The sequence below is a fragment of the Halomonas flagellata genome (assembly GCF_022487945.1).
Classification (GTDB): domain Bacteria; phylum Pseudomonadota; class Gammaproteobacteria; order Pseudomonadales; family Halomonadaceae; genus Halomonas; species Halomonas flagellata.
This window is the reverse complement of the sequence record NZ_JAKVPY010000155.1, coordinates 1-516: the sequence shown is the minus strand read 5'-3', so window position 1 is coordinate 516 and position 516 is coordinate 1. Positions and strand designations below refer to the sequence as shown.

Genomic DNA, 516 nt, shown 5'->3' with positions numbered 1-516 from the left:
TTATACACCAAATACCTGCTCCTGGCAAGCAGTTGTTTTGCTGAGTCGCCATTAGGGAAGATTACAGGCATATAGTCTTTCTCTTTCGCTTGTTTTATCTGTTCATTTTCTTGATCTAAGGCTTCCCACCGGTATTTGATACGAAGTTCCTGAAGTGCCTCTATGGCCAGCTTCTGCACATGGAAGCGATCCGTTACCTGAGTGGCTTTAGGGAAGCATACCCTGACGATATGCTTCATGGAATGGGCCATATCCAAAGTAATCTCCTGGACTTTGTTACGAACCGATGAAGAAAGGGTAAGTAATTGATTTATGATGGGCTCGGCCTTCGTGTCTTTAAAAATACCCACCAGCGCTCCCTTTTTGCCTTTAGCTTTCTCATTGGTAATAACCGTGTAGAATTCACCTTTAGAAAGGGCCGTTTCATCAATGGAGAGACAAGGCCCAATGTTCTCCGGATACAAAAGCCATTGTTTGGCATGAGGCTTTTGCTTCCAATCCCTAAAGTCGCTCAAG

Annotated in this window: 1 protein-coding gene; it reads right to left on the bottom strand. The window is 44.4% G+C overall.

The window, feature by feature from the left end:
• Positions 1-516 (bottom strand): ISAon1 family transposase (locus MKP05_RS21640; RefSeq protein WP_240570183.1); only part of this gene is annotated, 516 nt, incomplete at both ends.